General features: G+C 63.4%; 4 protein-coding genes. All 4 read right to left on the bottom strand.

Annotated features, from left to right (window positions below; genetic code table 11):
- Nucleotides 1-407 (bottom strand): ATP-binding cassette domain-containing protein (locus tag ACRDUX_RS07465; RefSeq protein ID WP_526412492.1); only part of this gene is annotated, 407 nt, incomplete at its 3' end.
- Nucleotides 404-1,270, bottom strand: a complete 867-nt coding sequence (locus ACRDUX_RS07460; protein WP_526412490.1) for an ABC transporter permease — start codon at nucleotides 1,268-1,270, stop codon at nucleotides 404-406. The genes ACRDUX_RS07465 and ACRDUX_RS07460, both read right to left, overlap by 4 nt.
- Nucleotides 1,267-2,310: an ABC transporter permease gene (locus tag ACRDUX_RS07455; protein ID WP_526412488.1), complete on the bottom strand. Its 1,044-nt coding sequence runs from the start codon at nucleotides 2,308-2,310 to the stop codon at nucleotides 1,267-1,269. The genes ACRDUX_RS07460 and ACRDUX_RS07455 overlap by 4 nt, the downstream gene beginning before the upstream one ends.
- On the bottom strand, nucleotides 2,294-3,928 hold the full coding sequence (locus ACRDUX_RS07450) for an ABC transporter substrate-binding protein (RefSeq protein WP_526412486.1): 1,635 nt from the start codon (nucleotides 3,926-3,928) through the stop codon (nucleotides 2,294-2,296). Before ACRDUX_RS07450 ends, ACRDUX_RS07455 begins: the two co-directional genes overlap by 17 nt.
- Nucleotides 3,929-3,954: the final 26 nt, after the last annotated feature.

Raw genomic sequence — 3,954 nt, 5'->3', positions numbered from 1 at the left:
GATCCGGGCTGCGCGTGGCGCAGCACTTCGTCGAACTGGGCGCCGATTCTCCGCACCGGATTCAGTGCGCTGCCGGGATCCTGAGGGATGAAACCGATCTCGCTGCCACGGAGCCTACGCAGCTCCTTGGCGCGGAGCGCGAGGATCTCCTCGCCGCGAAAACGCACACTACCGCGCACCCGCGACGTGTGTGGATCGAGCAGGCCGAGTATGGCGTTGGCGATCGTCGACTTCCCGGAACCCGAGCGGCCGATGAGTGAGACGGTCAATCCGGGTGGGACGTCGAACGAGACGCCCTGGACGACGGTGTTGTCGTCGTAGGACACGGTGAGATCCGCTACGGTCAGCACCGCCGGTGCGTGTCTCGTCGGGGTCTCCTCGGAGGCTGGAGTCTGCTGGATCGTCACGTTCTGTCCCCGAAGATGCGACTGATCCGATACAGCGACAACACCGTAACCGCGATCACTGCGGCGGGAGCGAATACGAGCCAGGGATAACGCTTCATGTATTCCTTGCCGTCTGCCACCAGCAGGCCCCACTCCGAGGAGGGCGGCGGGTCACCGTAGCCCAGGAACGCCAGCCCCGAGATCACGATGATCGCGAGTCCGAACTGGAGCACCGCCAGATGGAAGACGCTGCGGTACGCGTTCGGCAGAACGTGGCGGATGAGGACGTAGTGTTTGGTGCCGCCGATCAGGTACGACGACTCGATGAAGCTGAGGTGCTTGATCCGCAACACTTCCGAGCGCATGACCCTGGCGAACACCGCCACCGCGGACACTCCGGTGGCGATCGCGACGTTCACGGTCGCGAAGCCGAGCGCCGACACCGTGATGATCGCCAACAGAAAGCTCGGTATCGCCAACAACACGTCGACGACCCGCGTGAGTATGGGGTCGACCCAGCTGCCGATGAATCCGCTGAGGAGTCCGATCACAGAACCGGCGAACAGCGCGATGGCGACGGCGATGATGGCGCTGGAGACCGACGCGGATGCCCCATAGATGATGCGGGTGAGGAGATCTCGGCCGATTTGATCCGTGCCGAAGAGGTGTTCGGCGCTGGGGGGCTGCAGGCGATTCACCGTGATCCCGGTATAGGGGTCGTGTTCGGTGAACCAGCCCGGTGCCACCGACCACAGGGCGACGGTGAGCAAGACTGCCGCCGATAGCCACAGCGTGGCGTTCCCCGCGGCCCGACGAAGTACACCTCGAGAGAGACCATCACCGTCGCGCGTGACCGGCACGTCACCGATTGCCTGCACCGTCATGTCGATACCTTCTGCGCCCCAACGTAGGTCGCCCGCAGACGGGGGTCGAGCACCGGATAGATCAGGTCGGTCAGCAGATTGATCGCGATGAACACCGCCGCGGCGAGCGTGACCGCAGCCAGGAGAACGGGGACGTCCTGGCTCAAGACCGCGCTTTCCACCACACTGCCGATTCCCTTGCGCGCGAACACCGCTTCGGTGATGACCGACCCGCCCAGCACCTCACCGATGGTCAGGGCCAGAACGGTGACCACGGGAAGCGATGATGGCTTGAGGAGCTGACGTACGAATATCGTCCCTGGTGAGAGGCCCTTGGCAACGGCGACCGTGACATACGGCTGGCGACGCACCGTGTCCAGACTGGTGATCAGCACCTGGGTGAGCTGCGCCGACACCGGGATCGCCAGGGCAATGGCGGGAAACACGGCGGCGTAGACGCCGTGTTGATCGCTGAGTGTGAAGAGGCCAAGTTGAAACGACAGAAATTCGATGATGAGCAGCCCGATGGTGAAGTTCGGGACGGAGAGAAACAGCGACGGGAACATCCGCAGCAGGCGCCCGCCCCACCGGGGCGGTAGGAACACGGCGCCGAAGCCGATCGCGAAGGCGAGGGCTAAGGAGAACAGCACTGCCAGCGATGCGAGCGTCAACGTCGACGGTAGAGCCTCCGCGATGATCGTCGCCACCGGACGGTTGGACGTCAGCGAGACCCCGAGATCACCGGTGAGGAACCTGCCCAACGCGACCACGAGCTGCTCGACGACGGGCTTGTCGAGGCCGTAGAAACTGGAGATCTGGCGGATCTCGGCTTCGGTGTAGTCGTTCTCCGGGCTGCGGAGCTGGTTCTCGATGGGGTCACCGGGAATGATCGTGACGACGAAGAAGATGACCAGATAGGCCAGCAGAATCACCACTGCCGACTGAAGAAGCCGAGCCACAACGTATTTCAGGTACGGGTTGATCTCCACCTGAGGCCAACGCGCAGACAGTGGTCGGCGACTTCCGGCGTCTGCGACGGCGACGCTAAGCGGATTGGTCAAGCCAGGTGTCGTAGTACCAGGGTCGGGCGACGACATTGAAGACAACCCCCTTAACCTTCGGCGACTGTAGGTAGGTGCCCTGCGAGATCTGCTCCAGTGGAACGAAGTACGCCTGGTCGAGGATGTACTCCTGAACTTCGGCGGCCAACGCCTTGCGCTTCGCTGGGTCCTGCTCGAGGTTGAAGCCCGTGAGCAACGCATCCAGTTTGGGGTCGTTGGCACGGAACTGGTTGGCACCCTTGCTGGACCACTGGGCATACGAGCTGGCGCCAGCGTCGACCAGACTGTTGTGTGCCTCGTAGAACGGGAGGGTGTCGTCGGTGCCGTACTTGGCATACGCGCTGACATCGGCGTTGCGGAGAGTGACTTCGATTCCCACCGCCTTGAATTGCTGTGCGATGACTTCCCATTCCAACTTGGACGTGCTCACGAACGGCGACGGCACGGCGAAGAAGCTCAACCGCTCGCCGTTCTTGACGCGGATGCCGTCCGCGCCGACCTCGGTCCACCCCGCCTCATCGAGCAACTGCTCGGCTCGGTCCTTGTCGAAGGCGAAGTGGTCCGACAGGTCGACTGCCTCTGGCACGTTGCCGTTGAAGATCGTGGTCGCCGGTAGCCAATCCTCGGTGTAGACGGTCTTCAGGATCTCGTTCCGGTTGATGGCGTGTTGGATCGCTTGCCGCACCTTGACGTCGTCGAGATGCTTGGCCGATAGCCTCAGCTGAAGGCCGTGAGCGGCGCCGAAGAAGCGCGGGGTCTCCACCACGAATCCCTCGGCCTTGGCTGCCGCGAGTTCCTCGGGCGGTACGTTCTGGGCGATGTGTGCCTGATCCGATTCGACGGAGGTCCCGCGCTGCAGGTCATCCGGTACGACGCGGAACGTGATCGAATCCAGGTACGCCGGTCCCTGGTGCTGCGCATTTGCGGCGGGCCAATCGTAATCCGGTCGCTTCTCCAGAACCACCTCTTGATTCGGCGCCCATGACTTCACCACGAACGGGCCCGATCCCACGACGTTGGACAGGTCGCCTTGTTCATCGACGCTCAAGGCGAGCGTCTTCTTGCTGAGGACGACTGCGCCGTGGTAGCCGAGAGTGGGAATGAACCCGAGATCGGGTCGCGACAACGTGACCTTCACCGTCTGGGCGTCGATCGCATCGGCGGACTTGAAGCTGTTCGGAAACAGGGAGACTCGGGCAATGCCCCGGTCTGGGTCACCCTTCGACCAGATGTTCAGGTTGGCGACGGCGGTCTCGGCGTCGAAGGGCGTTCCGTCGGAGAACGTCACGCCCGGTCGCAGGTGCAGTACGTACTCCGCTCCGTCCGGGCTGACGTCCCAGCTCTCGGCAAGCCACGGGAACACCTTGCCGTCGTTGTCGGTGTAGACGAACTTGTCCGCGATCTGCCCCCACACCTGCGCCTCGTAGAGGTTGCTGGCCGACTTACTCGACACCCATCCGGTGGCGAAGTTGTTGGTCAGGACGGTGATCTCGCCGCCGGGTCGCGGCTCTGACGACGACCCGCTGGCATCCGAACCCGACTCCGACGATGAGCATGCAACCAACGTCAGAGCGACCAGGGCCACCGCTGCGCGTTTCCATCCGACCTGGGGCTTCAAGCTTCGTACTCCTCGTACTGTGTCGC

Origin of the sequence: Mycobacterium sp. (assembly GCF_050701675.1) — a bacterium.
GTDB lineage: Bacteria > Actinomycetota > Actinomycetes > Mycobacteriales > Mycobacteriaceae > Mycobacterium.
The sequence above is the reverse complement of the archived record's forward strand: the minus strand, read 5'-3'. Positions and strand labels throughout refer to the sequence as shown.